The sequence below is a fragment of the Microbacterium sp. JC 701 genome, from assembly GCF_021026215.1.
Lineage (GTDB): Bacteria > Actinomycetota > Actinomycetes > Actinomycetales > Microbacteriaceae > Microbacterium > Microbacterium algihabitans.
In genome coordinates this window covers 57,278-74,509 of the sequence record NZ_JAJNCV010000005.1, presented here as the reverse complement: position 1 = coordinate 74,509, position 17,232 = coordinate 57,278, and the positions used below count along the sequence as shown (strand labels likewise).

Here is a 17,232-nt window from a genome sequence, read left to right as displayed (position 1 = left end):
CCTCCGACGTCACCGGAAGTCGCGCGAGGCGTGGGCGACACCGACGCGCAGATCGGTGAATCCGTCGGCCACCACGTTCGTCACCCCCTCGACCGAGCGCTCGAGCATTCCCCGCACGATCAGGGCGGGCGACTCGCGCGCCACGCGGCGGTACCTGTTCCACACCCCGACCGAGCAGATGATGTTCATGAGCCCGTGCTCGTCTTCGAGGTTGAGGAAGGTGATCCCGGATGCCGTGGCCGGCCGCTGACGATGAGTGACGAGCCCGGCCACCTCGATGCGGCGATCGGTCTCGAAGGTGCGCAGTTCGCGGGAGGTGAGCACTCCGCGCGCATCGAGGGCGGAACGGAAATGCGTCATCGGATGGTCGTCGGCGGAGAGCCCTGTCGCCCAGAGGTCGGACGCGAGGATCTCGTAGCTCGACGGGTCGGTGAACAGCGGAGGCTGCACGGCCACGAGGGAGTCGGGCAAGAACTCGGGGCGGTCCAGCGCCGCCGAACCCGACAGCCAGATCGCCTCGCGACGCGTATGCCCGAGGCTCTCGAAAGCGCCTGCCGTGGCGAGGGCCTCGAGTTGGGCGGTGACCAGCCCCGTGCGCCGCACGAGGTCGCGCAGGTCGCGGTACGCGCCGTTTCGCTCGCGCTCGGCGACGATGCGCTGGGCCACCTTGGCGCCGATGCCGGTGACCCCCGCGAGTCCGAGGCGCACGGTGAATCCGCCGTCCCGCCGGTGCGCGAGCGTCTCATCGGGTTCCGACGGATCGAACTCCCCGGTGGGTGGCTGCTCCGCGTGCGCGCACGCGTCGAGCCCGGTCGGTGCGGGCCGGCTGCGGGCGGCGGTACCGCTGATCCCCTCCGACGCCGCTCTCGTCGCGGCATCCGGTTCCGCCTCGAACCGCACCCCCGTGCGAGCGCTCGCCCCCGCGCTCGCCTCCGCCCCGTCGACGGCCTCGAGCGTCGCCTCGACCCCCGAACGCAGCAGGTCGGGGCGGCGCACGATCACGCCGTGTCGACGTGCGTCGGCGGTGAGCGTCGCCGGCGAGTAGAAGCCCATGGGCTGGGCGCGCAGGAGTCCCGCGAGGAAGGCCGCTGGATAGTGCAGCTTGATCCACGAACTGGCGTACACGAGCAGAGCGAACGACAGCGAGTGCGACTCCGCGAAACCGAAGTTCGCGAACGCCTGGATCTTGGCGTACAGCTCGTCGGCGACCTGCCCGACCAGGCCGTTCTCGGCCATGCCGGCGTAGAGCGTCTCGCGCAGGGAGTCGATGCGCTCGAGCCCGCGCTTGGACCCCATCGCCCGCCGCAGCAGGTCGGCGTCTTCGGCCGAGCAGTTGCCGATGGCGACGGCCATCTGCATGAGCTGCTCCTGGAACACCGGCACGCCCATCGTGCGCGCGAGCACCGGTTCGAGCTTGGGGTGCACGTAGGTGATGGGTTCTTGTCCGAGCTTGCGCCGCACGAACGGGTGTACGGCCCCACCCTGGATGGGTCCGGGGCGGATGAGCGCGATCTGCACGACCAGGTCGTAGAACTTTCGCGGCTGCAGGCGCGGCAGCAACCCCATCTGGGCGCGGGACTCCACCTGGAACACCCCGATCGAGTCCGCCCGGCAGAGCATGTCGTACACCGCCTTCTCTTCCTTCGGCAGTGTCGACAGCTCCCAGGACTCGCCCGTGGCGTCGCGGATCAGGTCGAAGCAGTACTGCAGCGCCGCGAGCATGCCCAACCCCAGCAGGTCGAACTTCACCAGCCCCATCCACGCGGCGTCGTCTTTGTCCCACTGGATCACCGTGCGGTTCTCCATGCGGGCGTGTTCGATGGGCACGACCTCGCCCACCGGTCGATCGGTCAGCACCATGCCCCCGGAGTGGATGCCGAGGTGTCGGGGGGCCTTGAGCAGTTCGGAGGCGAACTCGATGACCTGGTCGGGGATGTCGTGGTCGGCTCCCGACTCGAGCGTCGCTCCCCAGCGCTCGACCTGCTTCGACCAGGCGTCTTGTTGGCCCGGGGAGTGCCCGAGCGCGCGCGCCATGTCGCGCACCGCGTTCTTGGGGCGGTACTGGATGACGTTCGCGACCTGTGCCGCCCGCTCGCGTCCGTACTCGCCGTAGACCCACTGGATGATCTCTTCGCGACGGTCGGAGTCGAAGTCGACGTCGATGTCGGGCTCCTCGTCGCGCAGGCTCGACAGGAACCGTTCGAACGGCAGCTTGTAGAAGATCGAGTCGACGGCGGTGATGTCGAGCAGGTAGCAGACGGCGCTGTTGGCCGCCGAGCCGCGGCCCTGGCACAGGATGCCGCGCCGTCGCGCTTCGGCCACGATGCCGTAGACGATGAGGAAGTAGCCCGGGAAGTCCTTCATCTCGATGACCTCGAGCTCGCGCTCGATGCGCCGTCGATCGTCGTCGGACAGGTTCGGGTACTTGCGGGGCACGGCCTCCCACACCAGATGACGCAGCCACGACATGGGCGTGTGCCCCTCGGGCACCTTCTGCTTCGGCAGTGCGGGCTTGGCCCGACGCAGCGGGAAGGCGATCTCGTCGGCGAGCGTCACCGTCCGCGCCACCGCCCCCGGATACCGGGCGAAGCGCGCCGCCATCTCGACCCCCGAGCGCAGATGCGCGCCCGCGTGCGAGGGAAGCCACCCGTCGAGTTCATCGAGGCCCCGATTCGCCCGTACCGCGGCCACCGCTGCGGCGAGCAGCTGCTTCTGCGGGGCCGCGTAGTGCACATTGTTCGTCGCGAGCGTCGGGAGCCCTCTCTCTGCGGCGAGCGCGGCCAGCACGTCGTTGCGACGCGAATCGAGCGGGTCTCCCTGGTCCATGAGCTCGACGTAGACCGACCCGGGGCCGAACAACCGCACCAGGGTGTCGAGCTCGCGGGCGGCACCGGTGGGGCCCTCGGATGCCAGCGCCAGGCGCACCGCGCCCTTGCGGCATCCGGTGAGCACCGCCCACTGCGAATCCTCCGGCCCGCCGGCGCGCGCGGCGAGGTCTTCGAGGTCGTAGACGGGACGCCCCTTCTCGGCACCGGTGAGTTGCGCGTGGGTGATCGCGGCGGCCAGGCGGTGATACCCCTCTTCTCGACGGGCGAGCACGAGCAGGTGGGATCCTTCGGGGTCGGCCTCGCCGTTCTGCGGGCCGGTGAGCCCGAGGGAGAGTTCCGCCCCGAACACCGTCTTGACCGCTCGGGCCTCGGCCGCCTCGGCGAAGCGGACGATCCCGTAGAAGCCGTCGTGATCAGTGAGGGCGAGCGCGTGCAGGCCGAGGCGCTCGGCCTCTTCGACGAGTTCTTCGGGCGAGGAGGCGCCGTCGAGGAACGAGTACGACGAGTGCGCGTGCAACTCGGCGTACGGAACGGCGTCGGCGGGGCGCTCGATCGACGGCGGCACGTAGGCGCCGCGCTTGTGCGACCAGGCCGGGCTGTCTCCGCCGTCGCCGTTGGTCGGCGTGCCGGTCGGGCGTCGGGCGTCGCTGAGCATGCGCTCGAGCTCCGACCACTTCACCGGGGGGTTGTTCCAGCCCATCAGCGCACCCCTGCCCCGCGCGTGCACCCGGGCGCGACAGGCGTGACGGCCGGGACGGATCGACCCTCAGTCATAACGCCCCTCCGCTCGCCACTCGCCCTCCTCGACGACCAGCAGCCACGCGCCACCATCGGCGTCGACCACCTGGAAGCGGTGGGCGCGCCGCGCGCGCAGGGGGTCCCACCCGCGTTCGCTGATGGGCCACGGACCTGCCCACTCGCTGATGCGGCGGCGTTGCCCGGCGGTCTCGAGCACCGCCGGCGGAGCGCTGAGCACGTCGCGCTCGCCCACCGTGACGGAGGCGCCGGCGATGTCGGTGACGCCGACCGGTCGGGGTTCGGGGTAGACGACGGCCGGCAGGGGGTCGGGGAGGCTGCCGGGCCACGGCCGGGCGCGGTCTTTCGCGGTGATCGCCCTGTCGCCCCACGGCACGAGCACCTGACGCTCGGCGAGCCAGCGCCCGCCGCCGATGACGGGGGTCACCACCCCGCGATGGCCGAGCATGGCCTGTACACGCGAGAGGGCGTGGTGCACGCGCTCGTCGGGGCCGGCGCCGAACAGCCCCTTGGCGTGATGGGCGGCGGCGTCGACGGCTTCGGGCTCGATGTGCACCCCGGCCACCCCGCTGCCGAAGATGCCCTGGGCGTCTTCGGCCAACTGCCAGCGCACGCGATCGACGACACCGGCGGCGTCGAACGACCCGGGGTGCAGCCATACGCGTTCGCTGCGCTCGCCTCGCTCGCCCGTGAGCACGACCCGCAGTTCGGTGCAGACCAGATCGTGCGCTCCCAACTGCGCGATGAACTCTTCGGCCGCGACGCGCATGCCGAACGCGATCTGGTCGGCGAGCTCGAGCGGGGGTTCGAACGCCACCTCGCGGTGCAGCTCGGGCGGGGGCGTGCGCGGCTGCACCGGTTGGGAGTCGAGCCCCGCGGCCAGGGCGTGCAACCGCACGCCGCGTTCACCGAAGCGCTCACGCACCCGCTCGACGGGCAGGGCCGCGAGAGCGCCCAGCGTGTGCACGCCCAGACGCGAGAGGAGGCTGCCGAATTCGTCGTCGTCGAGCGTGGCGATCGACAGCGGCGCGAGGAACACCCCCGCATCTCCGGGCGCGACGATGCGCACCGGGTCGTCCGCGGCGGCGGACCGGGCCGCGTGCTCGGCCGTGAACACGCCGTCGGCCACGCTCGCCCGCACCCCGGAGAACCCCTCGTCGTCGAGCAGGCGGATGAACATGCGCGCCGCCTCGGCCTCGCCGCCGTAGTACCGCGCCGGTCCTCGGGACCGCAGCGCGCACAGACCGGGCCGCACGATCTGCACGCCGGGCGCCCGCTCTTCGATCCGCGCGACGACGGGGGCGAACGCCCGCGCATCGCGGACGGGATCGGCCGCCACCACCTGCAACGTCGGGCACAGCGCCTGGGCGTCGCGACGCTTCTGCCCGCGGCGCACGCCCTGCGCGCGGGCGGCCCACGAGCAGGCGACGACGAGGTTGTTGGCGAACACCGCCACCGCGGCATCCGGTTTCGGCGGGGTGGTGGCCTCGTGCGCGAACGCCGTGATGGGCCAGTCGGGGAACCACAGCACCAGGCTGCGCGTGGGCGCCTGCATCAGCCGACCGCCCGCGCACGGAAGGCGTCGCGTTCGCGCGAGACGAGCCGCTCGGCGGGGGCGCCCAGCAGTTCGATCGATCCGTCGGCGGCGGGGAGCAGCATGCGGGCCCGCCGCGCGTTCGGCGAACGGCGGCTGCTCACCGACACCGTCAGCTCACGACCCGCCAGGTATCCGTGGCCCTGCCCGAGACCCGACCACCGGGGGTCGGCGACGTCGATGACCGCCTCGGCCTGGGGCCACTCCCCCTGCACGAGCAGCACCGACCCGCGATCGCGCAGACGCGCGGCCAGGCGCGTGGTCTCGGCGCCCCCGCGTGCGGCGGAGGAGCCGGCCGGGGGCCGGACGGCGACGACCGGCAGCACCTCGGTGATCGTCGCCGTCACCGCGAGCCAGCGCGGCCCGGGGTCGGGGATGAACACGAGCCGATCGAGGTCGAGCCCGTACTTCTCCGCCGCCTCGGCGCCGAGCTCGGGCATGCCGATGACCCCGCACCAGGCGCCGTCCTGCGAGGGGCGCGCCATGAGCGCCAAGAGCAGCGACGCCGAGCGGGCGAGGGAGTACGCCGACCCCGACCGGAGCCCTCCGCCGGGCAGCAGCGAGGTGAACGCGGGATGGGTCGGCAGTACCGGGGCGTCCATGCGCCGCCCCTGCATGCGCTCGAGGCGATCGCGCAGCGCATGGATGTCGGGTACGGCCTGTACCTGGTCTCGCATGATCGCCCTCACTCCCACAGGTTAGAACATCTGTTCTATCGCCTCAATCCCTGTGGCTCGAAGATACGATCGACCTCCGACATCGGCCCCGAGCGGGGGTCGCACCCGCCCGGCACCCCGCGTGCCCTCAGTACGCGATCCGCCCGGTGCGGTCGTGGAACTCCCCGCTCGGACCGTCGCGATCGATCAGGGCCAGGGCGACGGTGGCATCCGTCCCTTCGGTGATCGTCTGGTGACCGCCGAATCCGTTGAACGCCGTCGCCGTATAGCCCGGGTCGGAGGCGTTCACCCGCATCTCGGGCAGGTTCTTGGCGTACTGCACCGTCAGGGCGATCACGGCGGCCTTCGACGCCGCGTAGGGAATCGACGGGACGCCGAACTCGTCGTGCCCCGGCGTCGTCAGCCACCGGGTGAACCCGACTCCGGACGCCACGTTGACGATGACCGGGTTCGCCGAGCGGCGCAGCAACGGCAGGGCCGCCTGGGTCAGGCGCACCACGGCCATCACGTTCGTGTCGAACACCTCGGTCGTCGCCGCGACGTCGAGGTCGTCGACGCCGTGGGAGGTGCCGAGCACGCCCGCGTTGTTCACGAGCACGTCGAGGGCGGGAAGGGTGGCGAACGCGGCATCCACGCTCGCCTGGTCGGTCACGTCGAGCTGCACGGCGTGAGCGCCGAGCGCCCGGACGTCGTCGCCCGTGGCGAGGTCGCGCATGCCGGCGTAGACCGTGTGGCCGGCGTCGATGAGGCGCCGGGCGGTCTCCAGGCCCAGGCTGCGGTTTGCTCCGGTGATGAGTGTCGTCGTCATGACCTCATCCTGCGCCCACCGTCGCGGCCGCCCCAGGTACGGGACGACGGGGGGTCCACCGGTACCAGGATCCCCGGCGCGCACGGGACCATGATGGAGGGATGAGCGAGTTCGCCAGCGTGCTGCGGTCGTGGCGCGAGCGCGTCCGGCCCGAGGAGGTCGGCCTCCCCGCCGGACCCGGGCGCCGCACGCAGGGCCTGCGCCGCGAGGAGCTCGCGGCCCTCGCCGGGGTGAGCGTGGACTACGTCGTGCGGCTCGAGCAGGGGCGGGCGACCCATCCGTCGGGGCAGATGCTCGGCGCCCTCGCGACGGCGCTGCGGCTCACCGCAGCCGAACGCGACCACCTGTTCCGGGTCGCCGGCAGCGCCCCTCCCCCGCGCGGCCTCGTGCCCCGGCACATCACCCCGGGCGTCCAGCGGCTGGTCGACCGCCTCACCGACGTGCCCCTCGCGGTCTTCACCGCCGCGCACGACCTCCTGCTGTGGAACGCCCTCTGGGCCGCGTTCGACGGCGATCCCCTCCGGCGCACCGGGCTCGAGCGCAACGTCGTCTGGCGTCACTTCACCCAGGGCCACGAGGGGATCGCGTGGGATGCCGTGCACGACGAGGAGTTCGCCCGCGACCTCGTGGCCGATCTGCGCTCGGCGCTCGGTCGATATCCCGCCGACCGATCGCTCGTCGACCTCGTCGCGCGCCTGCGCCGCGACTCCCCGGAGTTCGAGCGCCGGTGGGATTCCGCCCACATCGCCGAGCACCGCAGCAGCCGCAAACGCGTGCGCACGGCGGTCGGCGAGATCGAGGTCGACTGCGACGTGCTCAGCGTGCCGGGCAGCGACCTGCGCGTCGTGGTCTACACGGTGGCCCCGGGCACTCCGGATGCCGACCGCCTCGATCTCCTGCGCGTGACCGGTCTGCAAGACCTCGCTCCCCTGCACGCCTGAGCGTTCGGGGAGGGGATGATCCCGGATGCCGTGGTCAGGCCGCCAACGCCAGGTACGGCTCCCACCGCGGGTCGCTCTTGTCGACGCCGCGAACGGTCCACGAAGAGCCGTGCGGGGGCGCCGGAACGAGCCGGAGCTCCCACCGCATCTCTTGCGGGGTGCGGTCGCCCTTGATGTTGTTGCAGGCCAGGCAGCACGCCACGAGGTTCTCCCACGTGTCCTTGCCGCCGCGCGAGCGGGGCATGACGTGGTCGATGGTCGATGCCGCCTTGCCGCAGTATCCGCACCGGTGCGCGTCGCGCCGCAGCACGCCGCGGCGTGTGACGGGGACGCGACGGGCTCCCGGAACCCGCACGTAGCGGGTGAGGATGATCACGGCCGGGCGGTCGTACTCGCCGGCGGCCGCCCAGACGGGGTCCTCCTCGATGCGTTCGACGACGGTGGCCTTCTCGTTCATCACGAGCACGAGGGCTCGCTTGAACGACACGACCGCGAGGGGCTCGTAGCCCGCGTTCAGCACCAGTGTGCGCATTCCGTTTCCTCTCGAATGGCCGAGACGGCTTCTCGGATGTTCGACTCGTGACGAGGAGGGCACTCAGGGGTATGAAAAAAGGCGCTGTCTAGGCAGACAGCGCCTTCGAAGTCGCGGCGAGGCCGCGGCATCCGAACACACGATGCCGAAGAACGAGCAGCCCGAGCGCATCCATGGTGCGGATGCGCGGGCTGGTGTTCATCGGTCTTCCCTTCGGTTCTTCCGACGTCGCTGACAGGCTAACCCACCACGACACGCCCGGGGTCGGCCACTCGGGGAAACAGAAGACGGCATGTCGGAGAACATCGTCTCCGACACGCCGTCTCGCGTGATGGTGGGGCTCAGCCCGCGTTCTGCTGCAACCAGGCGTAGGGGTCGACGACCGAGCCGTTGATGTGCACCTCGAAGTGCAGGTGGTTGGCGGTCGAGCTGCCGGTCGAGCCGACGAGGCCGATGACCTGGCCTGCGGCGACCGTCTGACCCGCCTGCACCTGACGGGTGCCGTAGGTCATGTGCCCGTAGGTGGTCGAGACCTTCTGGCCGTTGATGACGTGCTCGATGACGATCGCGACGCCGTAGCCGCCGTAGCTCTCCTGCGAGACCTTGACGACGCCGGCGGCGGCGGCGAAGATCGGCTGCCCCTGCGGCGCGAGCAGATCGACGCCCTGGTGGTAGCCGGAGTCCCACAGGCCACGGCCCAGCTTGTAGCTGGTGAGGGGCCAGCGCACCTCGCCGGAGCCCGGTGCGGTCATGTTGAGGTCGACCGACACGGAGCTCGACGAGCTGCTGCTCGACGCCTTCGACGCGTTGGCGGCCAGCTGACGGGCGCGCTCGGCGGCGGCGGCCGCGGCGGCCTCTTGATCCTTCTTCTTCTGGATCTCTTCGGCGGTGGTTGCCGAGTAGCTGCTGCGGTCGAGCGTCGCGGCGGTGGAGTCGGACGCGACGACCAGCGACTGGTTGTCGGGAGCCGACATCTGCTGGAGCGTCACGGTCTCGGCGGCCGGCATGGTCGCGGCGTACGCGGGGATCGCGACCGTCGCGACGAGGCCGGCGACCATCGACAGGATCACGGCACTGCGCACGGGCTTGCCGAACCGGCGCTGCGACGACGCGCTGCGCGCGGGTGCGGTGCGGGCGGCGGGTGCGGCCGCGGTGATCGAGGTGACCACGGGACGCTTCGCTGACGGCACGACGGCAGCGGCACGGGTGCTCTTGCGTGTGGGTCCGGTCGCGGGGACCTCGGGTAGGTCCGCAGCGGGATCGGTGTTTTCAGCCAAAGTTCCTCCGGCGCCTCTGCGCGATCACCCGGGGGCGGTCACGCTGGCTCGTCAGCACTCGAATATGGGGCACGATGTGCGGGCTTCACCCTCTGCAGACGACGAGCCGATGAGGCAAAACCGCGAGGGGTCCGACGGCGGGCTTCTCGCCTGTGGACCTTCGAAGGCTACCCGAAGATAACGAACATGTCACGCTTCCGAAGGCGTGCACGGCGGATGCTCGGGTAAGGGCGCCCCCGATCACGCCTCGGCGACGAGGAAGATGTGCGAGGCCACCTCGACGGGCAGCTCGAGGCCTTCGTCGACGCCGTCCATCTGCACGAGCACGTAGCCCTCGTTGAAGCGGTAGTCGCCGTGGGCTCCGGGCAGCACGCCCGCGGCCTTCAACTGCTGCAGCAGCTCGGGGTCGACCTGCGCGGGTTCGGCGAGCCGGCGGACCGTGCCCGAGATGGGTCCGCCCGCGTCGGTGAGTTTGCGGACCAGGCCGACCACGCCGTCGTCGAAGGTGACGCTGCTGGCGTCGCCGAGCTGGTCGAGTCCGGGGATGGGGTTGCCGTACGGCGACTCGGTGGGGTGCCCGAGCAGCTCGACGAGGCGACGCTCGACCTGCTCGCTCATGACGTGCTCCCAGCGGCAGGCCTCGTCGTGCACGTAGGCCCAGTCGAGGCCGATCACGTCGCTGAGCAGACGCTCGGCGAGACGGTGCTTGCGCATGACGTCGACGGCCTTCTGGCGGCCGGCGTCGGTGAGCTCGAGCCGGCGGTCCTCCGACACGACGACCAGACCGTCGCGCTCCATGCGCCCGACCGTCTGCGAGACCGTCGGCCCGGAGTGCCCCAGGCGCTCGGAGATGCGCGCCCGCAGGGGCACGATCTTCTCCTCCTCGAGCTCGAGGATCGTGCGCAGGTACATCTCGGTGGTGTCGATCAGATCGGTCATTCAGGTGTCCTCGATGTCGCGCGGCAAGTCCTCCCAGCCTACCGACCCCCTCCGACATGAGCGCGGGCGGGCCCGGAGGCTCGCCCTAGAATCAGTGCCATGCCGCACGTGGAACTCCCCACCGATCTCCTGCCCGCCGACGGCCGCTTCGGGTGCGGCCCCTCGAAGGTGCGCGGTGCGCAGCTCGAGGCGCTCGTCACCCGCGGGGCGTCGATCCTCGGAACCTCGCACCGTCAGGCGCCCGTGAAGAACCTCGTCGCCAGCACGCGCGCGCGTCTTGCACAGCTGTTCCGCCTGCCCGAGGGCTACGAGATCATCCTCGGCAACGGCGGGTCGACGGCGTTCTGGGACGCCGCGGCGTTCGGCCTGATCGAGAACCGCAGCCAGAACCTCGTGTTCGGCGAGTTCGGCGGCAAGTTCGCTTCGGCCGCCGCGGCGCCGTGGCTGCAGGCGCCCGACGTGCGCCGCGCCGAGCCGGGCACCCGCACGGTCGCCGAGGCCGTCGAGGGCGTCGACGTCTACGCCTGGCCCCACAACGAGACCTCGACGGGCGTCTCGGCCCCCGTCCAGCGCGTGAACGCGGATGCCGGTGCGCTCACCGTCATCGATGCGACCAGCGCCGCGGGCGGCATCGACTTCGACGTCACCCAGGCCGACGTCTACTACTTCGCCCCGCAGAAGAACCTCGGCTCCGACGGAGGCATCTGGTACGCCGCCGTCTCGCCCGCGGCGATCGAGCGCATCGAGAAGATCGCGGCATCCGACCGCTACATCCCCGAGTTCCTCAGCCTGAAGAACGCGGTCGACAACTCCCGCCTGCAGCAGACGCTCAACACCCCCGCCCTGGCGACCCTGCTGCTGCTCGACGAGCAGCTCGGCTGGATCCTCGACAACGGCGGCCTCGAGTGGGCGGCCGCGCGCACGGCGGAGTCGTCCTCCGCGCTGTACGAGTGGGCGGATGCCAGTGCGGTGGCGACCCCCTTCGTCGCCGACGCCGCCGACCGCTCGCCCGTCGTCGTCACGATCGACTTCGACGACAGCATCGATGCGAGCGCGATCGCGAAGAGCCTGCGCGCGAACGGCATCGTCGACACCGAGCCGTACCGCAAGCTGGGCCGCAACCAGCTGCGCGTGGCCACGTTCGTCTCGATCGAGCCCGACGACGTGCGCCGCCTGATCGGGGCCATCGACTACACGATCGAGAATCTGCCCGGCGCCTGACGCCACGAACGACGAACGACGAAGGCCGTCCCGCATCGCGCGGGACGGCCTTCGTCGTTCAGAGGTCAGTAGCTGCGGTCGCCCTCGTCGCGGTCGTCGTCGTCCGCGTCGTCGGCATCGAGGGTGTCGTCGTCATCGTCATCGTCGTCATCGCCCTCGTCGTCCGCCTCAGCGGCCGGAGCGTCGAGCTCGTCGATGTCGACGCCGTCGAGGTCGCCGGCGTGGAAGCGCGCCTTCGGCTCCTCGTCGTCCTCGTCGTCGTCTTCTTCGTCCTCGTCGGGATCGTCGCCGTCGTGATCGTCGTCGTCACCGTGGTCGTCGTCGGTCGCGGCGGCCGCGACCTGCGCCGCCTGGTACTCGGCGAGTCGCGTGGCCCACGGCACCCAGTCGGGAGCGAGCAGCGCTCCGTCGCCGGGCAGCAGTTCGACTTCGAGCGCGGTCGGCTCGGAATCCTCGACGACCGCCACGCTGACGGTCCAGAACCATCCGGGGTACCCCGAGAGGCGCGTGTGGAAGCGCAGCGAGACGACACCGTCGTCTTCGAGCGCGTAGTCGGCGGCGGGGCCGATGGTGTCGGCGGGGGTGATCTCGCGCAACGCGGACAGCGCGAGATCGTGGGCGCCGGTCAGGCGCTCGTCCGCGGCCGACTCAGGCTTCGAAGTCATCGGCGACCTTGCGCAGGACCGCGGCGATCTTCTGGGCGTGCGGGCCGTTGGGGTAGCGACCGCGACGCAGATCGCCGCCGATGCCGTCGAGCAGCTTCACGAGGTCTTCGACGATGATCGCCATGTCGTCGGCGGGCTTGCGCGAGCGCTTCGACAGGCTGACGGGGGCGTCGAGCACGCGCACCGAGAGCGCCTGCAGACCGCGCTTGCCGTCGGCCACGCCGAACTCGAGGCGGGTCCCGGCCTTCGGGCCCGGGGTTCCGGCGGGCAGAGCCGTGGCGTGCAGGAACACGTCCTGGCCGTCATCGGTGCTGATGAAGCCGAAGCCCTTCTCGTCGTCGTAGAACCTGACCTTGCCGGTGGGCATGGACACCTCGCTGGATGAGTGCGCGGATCGCGCGGCGGAACACGGGAGCCGATCGGATCCCGGTCTTCCAGCCTACGGCACCGCCGCCAGGCAGTAGGCTGAGCCCGATGAGCACCCGCACCTCCGGTGGCAGCACGCCGGGCGACGACATCCCCGTCCGCCGCATCGACCGCATCCTGACTTTCATGTCACTCGGCCTGGTCGTCGTGTCCATCGTGTGCTTCTTCATCGTGATCCTCGCGCAGCCGCTCGGAGTCAGCGACTTCACCCAGGGCGCATGGCCCCTGATCGTCGTCCTCCCGCTGTTCGCCCTTCCCGTCGGCTTCGCGCTCATCATCGCTCTGCTCATCATGAATTTCGTCCGAAAGGGCCGGGCCAACAGGGCCCGATGACGTGGCCGAGACCTCCGCACAACGCGCACTGGCGGTCTCGTTGAGCGCGCTCACCGACACCGAGCTCGGCCGTCTCTTCGACGAGCGGCAGATCTCGCCCTCGAGCACCTGGCGCGACATGTTCGACGCTGCGGAAGCCCTACTCGAGCCGGCCTCGGTCGCCCGCGGCCTTCCCGCCCTCTCCCGCGACGAGGCCGAGGCGCTCGTGGCCGCCGTCGACGGCGAGGCCGCGACCGGCCGCGTGCGCGCCGACCTCGCATCCCGGGCCCTCGTCGACGACGCGGGCGCCCCCTTCCCCACGGTCGCCGATGCCGTGCGCGAGGCCCGTCCCGACGGTCTCGCCGGGCCGCGCACCGCCGCGCGCGAACCGGGTGCCGCCGAGTCCGCGGCATCCGTCGCCGCTGCCTCCGAGGCCGCCTTCACCAACGCCGCCTCGGTCGCCGACGTGCTCCTGCAGACCCTCGGGTCCCCGCTCGGGCGCATCGGATCGGGTTCGCTGGGCGCGACCGAACGCCGCCGCCTGGTCGATGCGGGAGCCGTGGAGACCCCCGCCGACGCCGATCTGCTGGTCGGACTCGCCGCCTCGGTGGGGCTGCTCGGAGCGAACGACCGTGCCTGGCTCGTCTCGCCCGCCGGTCGCGAGTGGCTCAAGCTGCCGACGCTCGAGCGGTGGCAGCAGACCGCCGTGGCTCTGCGCGACGCCCTCCCCCGTGCCTACCGCTCCGAGAACGGCGGGTGGATCCCCCTGCACCTCTGGGCCGGCGCGACCCCCTTCGACCCCGAGGCACCCGAGCGCGCGGCGCTGTGGACCGAACGCCTGACCCGGTGGGGACTCACGGATGCCGCGGGCCGCATCACCCCGTGGGCTCAGCCCCTCGCCGAGGGCGGCGACGTCGACACCTCCGCGCTGCGCGAACTGCTCCCGCCCGAGGTCGACCGCGTGTACCTGCAGAACGACCTCACCGCCATCGCCCCGGGCCCCCTCGCTCCCCACCTCGACGTGCGCCTGCGGTCGATGGCCACGCGCGAGTCGCGCGCCCAGGCCTCGAGCTACCGCTTCAGCGCCGCGACGATCGGTGCCGCGATCACCGCGGGCGAGACCGCTGACTCGTTGCGCGAGTTCCTCTCGGGCATCTCGTTGACGGGCCTCCCCCAGCCGCTCGCGTACGTCATCGAGCGCACCGCGGCGGAGCACGGCCGCGTGCGCGTGATGACCGAGGCGGCCTCGTCGCTCACGCGGGTCATCACCGACGACGAGACGCTGCTGCGCTCGATGGAGATCGACCAGTCGCTGCGCTCGATCGCACTCACCCGCACCGACGACGCCCTCGAGTCGCACGTGTCGGCCGACGTGGTGTTCTGGGCCCTGACCGACGCGCACTACCCCGCCGTCGCGGTCGACGAGCAGGGCCGACCGCGGGCCCTCGAGCGCGCGAAGCTCGCCACCGAGCAGACTCCCGGCGCGGATGCCGATGAGACCTACGCTCCGCTGATCGCCCGTCTGCGCGCCGGGGCCGAGGACTCGGATGCCGCGTGGCTCGAACGCGAGCTGGATCAGGCCGTGCGCGCTCGCGCGGTGATCGACGTGACCGTGCGCCTGCCCGACGGCACCGCGCGCGTGTTCCGCCTCGAGGCGACGGGCCTGGGCGGCGGACGCCTCCGCGGACGCGACCGCGGCGCCGACGTCGAACGCACCCTGCCGCTGTCGCACATCGACGGCGTCGCTCCCGTCGCGTGACGCCGCGCGGCGTGCGCGGTCGGCCCGGTGTCGCCCGACCCCGGTAGGATCGAACGTTATGGCTGACGGTCCTCTCATCGTGCAAAGCGACCGCACCGTGCTCCTCGAGGTGGCTCACCCTCAGGCGGAAACGGCGCGGCACGAGCTGGCGGTGTTCGCCGAACTCGAACGCGCGCCCGAGCACATCCACACCTACCGCATCACGCGCCTAGGACTGTGGAACGCCCGCGCCGCCGGCCACGACGCCGACGCGATGCTCGCGACCCTCGACACCTGGTCGCGCTTCCCGGTGCCCGCCTCGGTCAGCACCGACATCCGCGAGACCGTCAACAGGTACGGCCGCCTCGTGATCGAACGCAACGACGAGGGTGCGCTCGTGCTCCGGTCGACGGATGCCGCGGTGCTCAGCGAGGTCTCGCGCAACAAGCGCATCGCTCCTCTGCTGATCGGGCACCCCAGCCCCGACACCTTCCTCGTCGACGCCTGGGCGCGCGGTCACATCAAGCAGGAACTGCTCAAGATCGGCTGGCCCGCCGAAGACCTCGCGGGCTACACCCCTGGCACGCCCCACCCGATCGATCTCGCCGAAGACGGCTGGAGCCTGCGCCCCTACCAACGCCAGGCGGTCGAGTCGTTCTCCGAGGGCGGGTCCGGCGTCGTCGTGCTCCCCTGCGGCGCGGGCAAGACGCTCGTGGGCGCCGGGGCCATGGCCGACACGCGCACGACCACGCTGATCCTGGTGACCAACACCGTCAGCGCGCGCCAGTGGCGCGACGAGTTGCTGCGGCGCACCAGTCTGACGCCCGAGGAGATCGGCGAGTACTCCGGCCAGGTCAAGGAGATCAAGCCGGTCACCATCGCGACCTACCAGATCCTCACCGCCAAGCGCGGCGGAAAGTACGCCCACCTCGCGCTGCTCGATGCGCTCGACTGGGGCCTCGTCCTGTACGACGAGGTGCACCTGCTGCCCGCACCGGTGTTCAAGCTCACCGCCGACCTGCAGGCGCGCCGACGGCTCGGCCTCACCGCGACGCTCGTGCGCGAAGACGGTCGCGAAGGCGACGTGTTCAGCCTCATCGGCCCCAAGCGGTTCGACGCGCCGTGGAAGGAGATCGAGGCCCAGGGCTTCATCTCCCCCGCCGCCTGCTACGAGGTGCGCATCGACCTCCCCGCCGACGAACGGCTCGAATACGCCGCCGCCGCCGACGAGGACCGCTATCGCCTCGCCGCCACGGCACCCGCGAAGATCGAGGTCGCGCGTCGGCTCGTGCAGCGGCATCCGGGTGAGCGTGTGCTCGTGATCGGTCAGTACCTCGATCAGATCGACGAGCTGGCGCAGGCCCTCGGTGCTCCGCAGATCACCGGCGCGACCCCGATCCCCGAGCGCGAGGAGCTGTTCCAGGGCTTCCGCGACGGCAGCATCCCGCTGCTGGTGGTCTCGAAGGTCGCGAACTTCTCGGTCGACCTGCCCGAGGCCTCCGTCGCCATCCAGGTGTCGGGGTCGTTCGGCTCGCGTCAAGAAGAGGCGCAGCGCCTCGGTCGACTGCTGCGCCCCAAGCAGTCGAACCACACCGCGAGCTTCTACACGCTCATCGCCCGCGACACGGTCGACCAGGATTTCGCGCAGAACCGCCAGCGCTTCCTCGCCGAGCAGGGATACGCGTACACGATCCTCGACGCCGACGGAATCGACGCCGCAGCCGCCTGAGACATACCAGGGTGCGGCTTTCCGAGCCATATCCAGCACTTTGCTGGGTGGGATCACGATAATGAGGGCATGACAGCTCCTCGCATCCTCGTCGTCGACGACGAACCGAACATCCGCGACCTGCTCATCACGAGCCTGCGCTTCGCCGGTTTCCAGGTGCGAGCCGTGGCCAACGGCGCGCAGACGATCTCGGCCGTGCTCGAAGAAGAACCCGACCTCATCGTGCTCGACGTGATGCTGCCCGACATGAACGGCTTCAGCGTCACCAAGCGGCTCCGGGGCGCCGGCTACACCGCGCCGATCCTCTTCCTCACCGCCAAGGACGAAACGGAAGACAAGATCATGGGCCTGAACGCGGGAGGCGACGACTACGTCACCAAGCCGTTCAGCCTCGACGAGATCGTCGCCCGCATCCAGGCGATCCTGCGCCGCACGATGCAGGCCGACGAGGAGTCGATCATCCGCACGGGTGAGCTGACGATGGACCAGGACACGCACGACGTCAGCGTCGGCGACGTCTCGATCGACCTGAGCCCCACCGAGTTCAAGCTGCTGCGCTACCTCATGCTGAACCCCAACCGCGTGCTGTCGAAGGCCCAGATCCTCGACCACGTGTGGGAGTACGACTTCAACGGCGACGCGGGCATCGTCGAGAGCTACATCTCGTATCTGCGTCGCAAGATCGATCCGCATTCCTCGGAGCCGCTCATCCAGACCAAGCGCGGCTTCGGCTACATGCTGAAGTCGGGCAAGACCGCCTGAGCGGAAGGCATCGCCCCCTGTCGCACT

The 17,232-nt window shown here is 71.0% G+C and carries 15 protein-coding genes; 6 read left to right on the top strand and 9 right to left on the bottom strand.

Going from position 1 to position 17,232, the window contains the following annotated elements:
* Nucleotides 1-9: 9 nt before the first annotated feature.
* The 4 genes from LPW41_RS15865 to LPW41_RS15850 form a co-directional block, all read right to left on the bottom strand.
* A complete protein-coding gene (locus LPW41_RS15865) occupies nt 10-3,528 on the bottom strand; it encodes an error-prone DNA polymerase (protein ID WP_230705370.1) in 3,519 nt (1,172 codons plus the stop codon).
* A gap of 66 nt (nt 3,529-3,594) precedes the next feature.
* Nucleotides 3,595-5,139 carry a DNA polymerase Y family protein gene (locus tag LPW41_RS15860; protein ID WP_144833945.1) on the bottom strand — a complete coding sequence of 515 codons (1,545 nt, stop codon included), beginning with the start codon at nt 5,137-5,139 and terminating at the stop codon, nt 3,595-3,597.
* Nucleotides 5,139-5,855, bottom strand: a complete 717-nt coding sequence (locus LPW41_RS15855) for a hypothetical protein (protein ID WP_144833943.1) — start codon at nt 5,853-5,855, stop codon at nt 5,139-5,141. The genes LPW41_RS15860 and LPW41_RS15855 overlap by 1 nt, the downstream gene beginning before the upstream one ends.
* A 127-nt stretch (nt 5,856-5,982) precedes the next feature.
* A complete protein-coding gene (locus LPW41_RS15850; RefSeq protein ID WP_230705369.1) occupies nt 5,983-6,663 on the bottom strand; it encodes an SDR family NAD(P)-dependent oxidoreductase in 681 nt (226 codons plus the stop codon).
* Between the two features lie 101 nt (nt 6,664-6,764).
* Between LPW41_RS15850 and LPW41_RS15845 the strand changes: the two genes are divergently transcribed.
* Nucleotides 6,765-7,604, top strand: coding sequence for a helix-turn-helix domain-containing protein (locus tag LPW41_RS15845; RefSeq protein WP_144833939.1), 840 nt, complete (start codon nt 6,765-6,767; stop codon nt 7,602-7,604).
* Nucleotides 7,605-7,638: 34 nt separating this feature from the next.
* On the opposite strand, the gene LPW41_RS15840 is transcribed toward LPW41_RS15845, so the two are convergent.
* The 3 genes from LPW41_RS15840 to LPW41_RS15830 form a co-directional block, all read right to left on the bottom strand.
* Nucleotides 7,639-8,136: an HNH endonuclease gene (locus tag LPW41_RS15840; protein WP_144833937.1), complete on the bottom strand. Its 498-nt coding sequence runs from the start codon at nt 8,134-8,136 to the stop codon at nt 7,639-7,641.
* 341 nt (nt 8,137-8,477) lie between these two features.
* Nucleotides 8,478-9,305: a M23 family metallopeptidase gene (locus LPW41_RS15835; RefSeq protein ID WP_230705368.1), complete on the bottom strand. Its 828-nt coding sequence runs from the start codon at nt 9,303-9,305 to the stop codon at nt 8,478-8,480.
* Nucleotides 9,306-9,653: 348 nt separating this feature from the next.
* Nucleotides 9,654-10,352 (bottom strand): metal-dependent transcriptional regulator, encoded by a 699-nt coding sequence (locus LPW41_RS15830; protein WP_230705367.1) that lies wholly within the window; start codon nt 10,350-10,352, stop codon nt 9,654-9,656.
* 99 nt (nt 10,353-10,451) lie between these two features.
* On the opposite strand from LPW41_RS15830, the gene serC reads away from it, so the two are divergent.
* Nucleotides 10,452-11,573 carry a phosphoserine transaminase gene (gene serC / locus LPW41_RS15825; RefSeq protein ID WP_230705366.1) on the top strand — a complete coding sequence of 374 codons (1,122 nt, stop codon included), beginning with the start codon at nt 10,452-10,454 and terminating at the stop codon, nt 11,571-11,573.
* Between the two features lie 65 nt (nt 11,574-11,638).
* Here serC and LPW41_RS15820 read toward each other — a convergent pair whose 3' ends face one another.
* A complete protein-coding gene (locus LPW41_RS15820; RefSeq protein WP_230705365.1) occupies nt 11,639-12,238 on the bottom strand; it encodes a DUF3027 domain-containing protein in 600 nt (199 codons plus the stop codon).
* Nucleotides 12,222-12,605, bottom strand: a complete 384-nt coding sequence (locus tag LPW41_RS15815) for a cold-shock protein (RefSeq protein WP_144833929.1) — start codon at nt 12,603-12,605, stop codon at nt 12,222-12,224. Before LPW41_RS15815 ends, LPW41_RS15820 begins: the two co-directional genes overlap by 17 nt.
* Nucleotides 12,606-12,712: 107 nt before the next feature.
* Between LPW41_RS15815 and LPW41_RS15810 the strand changes: the two genes are divergently transcribed.
* The 4 genes from LPW41_RS15810 (at nt 12,713) to LPW41_RS15795 (ending at nt 17,205) form a co-directional block, all read left to right on the top strand.
* The gene (locus LPW41_RS15810) at nt 12,713-12,997 is read left to right on the top strand and encodes a multidrug ABC transporter ATPase (RefSeq protein WP_144833926.1); all 285 of its coding nucleotides are present in this window, start codon (nt 12,713-12,715) and stop codon (nt 12,995-12,997) included.
* 1 nt (nt 12,998) lies between these two features.
* On the top strand, nt 12,999-14,735 hold the full coding sequence (locus LPW41_RS15805) for a helicase-associated domain-containing protein (RefSeq protein ID WP_230705364.1): 1,737 nt from the start codon (nt 12,999-13,001) through the stop codon (nt 14,733-14,735).
* Between the two features lie 58 nt (nt 14,736-14,793).
* Complete coding sequence (locus LPW41_RS15800; protein ID WP_144833922.1) at nt 14,794-16,443, top strand: DNA repair helicase XPB; 1,650 nt, start codon at nt 14,794-14,796, stop codon at nt 16,441-16,443.
* Between the two features lie 69 nt (nt 16,444-16,512).
* The gene (locus LPW41_RS15795; protein WP_055838218.1) at nt 16,513-17,205 is read left to right on the top strand and encodes a response regulator transcription factor; all 693 of its coding nucleotides are present in this window, start codon (nt 16,513-16,515) and stop codon (nt 17,203-17,205) included.
* Nucleotides 17,206-17,232 lie beyond the last annotated feature (27 nt).

Bases quoted from the DNA above. Each gene is read 5' to 3' on its own strand.
- LPW41_RS15865 (WP_230705370.1), bottom strand. From the start codon at position 3,528: ATGGGCTGGAACAACCCCCCGGTGAAGTGGTCGGAGCTCGAGCGCATG.
- LPW41_RS15860 (WP_144833945.1), bottom strand. From the start codon at position 5,139: ATGCAGGCGCCCACGCGCAGCCTGGTGCTGTGGTTCCCCGACTGGCCC.
- LPW41_RS15855 (WP_144833943.1), bottom strand. From the start codon at position 5,855: ATGCGAGACCAGGTACAGGCCGTACCCGACATCCATGCGCTGCGCGAT.
- LPW41_RS15850 (WP_230705369.1), bottom strand. From the start codon at position 6,663: ATGACGACGACACTCATCACCGGAGCAAACCGCAGCCTGGGCCTGGAG.
- LPW41_RS15845 (WP_144833939.1), top strand. From the start codon at position 6,765: ATGAGCGAGTTCGCCAGCGTGCTGCGGTCGTGGCGCGAGCGCGTCCGG.
- LPW41_RS15840 (WP_144833937.1), bottom strand. From the start codon at position 8,136: ATGCGCACACTGGTGCTGAACGCGGGCTACGAGCCCCTCGCGGTCGTG.
- LPW41_RS15830 (WP_230705367.1), bottom strand. From the start codon at position 10,352: ATGACCGATCTGATCGACACCACCGAGATGTACCTGCGCACGATCCTC.
- serC (WP_230705366.1), top strand. From the start codon at position 10,452: ATGCCGCACGTGGAACTCCCCACCGATCTCCTGCCCGCCGACGGCCGC.
- LPW41_RS15820 (WP_230705365.1), bottom strand. From the start codon at position 12,238: ATGACTTCGAAGCCTGAGTCGGCCGCGGACGAGCGCCTGACCGGCGCC.
- LPW41_RS15815 (WP_144833929.1), bottom strand. From the start codon at position 12,605: ATGCCCACCGGCAAGGTCAGGTTCTACGACGACGAGAAGGGCTTCGGC.
- LPW41_RS15810 (WP_144833926.1), top strand. From the start codon at position 12,713: ATGAGCACCCGCACCTCCGGTGGCAGCACGCCGGGCGACGACATCCCC.
- LPW41_RS15800 (WP_144833922.1), top strand. From the start codon at position 14,794: ATGGCTGACGGTCCTCTCATCGTGCAAAGCGACCGCACCGTGCTCCTC.
- LPW41_RS15795 (WP_055838218.1), top strand. From the start codon at position 16,513: ATGACAGCTCCTCGCATCCTCGTCGTCGACGACGAACCGAACATCCGC.